1 protein-coding gene is annotated in these 425 nt (G+C 62.6%); it reads right to left on the reverse strand.

Features of this window, described 5'->3' with window-relative positions:
* Positions 1–48: 48 nt before the first annotated feature.
* The gene (locus KBI52_RS00710) at positions 49–261 is read right to left on the reverse strand and encodes a hypothetical protein (protein WP_210804774.1); all 213 of its coding nucleotides are present in this window, start codon (positions 259–261) and stop codon (positions 49–51) included.
* Positions 262–425: the final 164 nt, after the last annotated feature.

The raw sequence follows: 425 nt of genomic DNA on the forward strand, positions 1-425 counted from the left end.
CACCCCTCGGGATCCCCGTCTTCAACGTTCTGGCTTGAAGCGGGCCGCTCACTCAGAAGGCTTCCTCTCAGGGCCTTCGGCTCCCACAAGACGGATGACCATCAGGTTGTCGCCTTCGGTCCAGTTCGGGGAGGCTTTCAGGTCGGCGGTCTTCTGCTCCTCTTCCTCGTCGCTGCCCACCATGATTGTGTGCCACCTGCCTGTATCCTGCGGGGCCTTCTGCTCGAGGGCTTCAAGCCTTTTGAGAGTGCTGCGGTTCATCGGGAAATCCTTCCATGGTCGTGGACCCGACGCCCGTTCATGGCGACATGGGCCAGCAGGTCCGTCATCGTCTTGCCTGTGGTGAATGGAGCAGCCTGGGTAAAGCCGTGGACCTGCACGAAGACGTCCCCAGGGCGGGCGCCATGTCCCTCGAGGAAGGCGGC

The organism is Microvirga sp. HBU67558 (genome assembly GCF_018069605.1).
GTDB classification, from domain to species: domain Bacteria; phylum Pseudomonadota; class Alphaproteobacteria; order Rhizobiales; family Beijerinckiaceae; genus Microvirga; species Microvirga terrae.

Coding starts and splice junctions, on each gene's coding strand:
- KBI52_RS00710 (WP_210804774.1), bottom strand. CDS start 261: ATGAACCGCAGCACTCTCAAAAGGCTTGAAGCCCTCGAGCAGAAGGCC.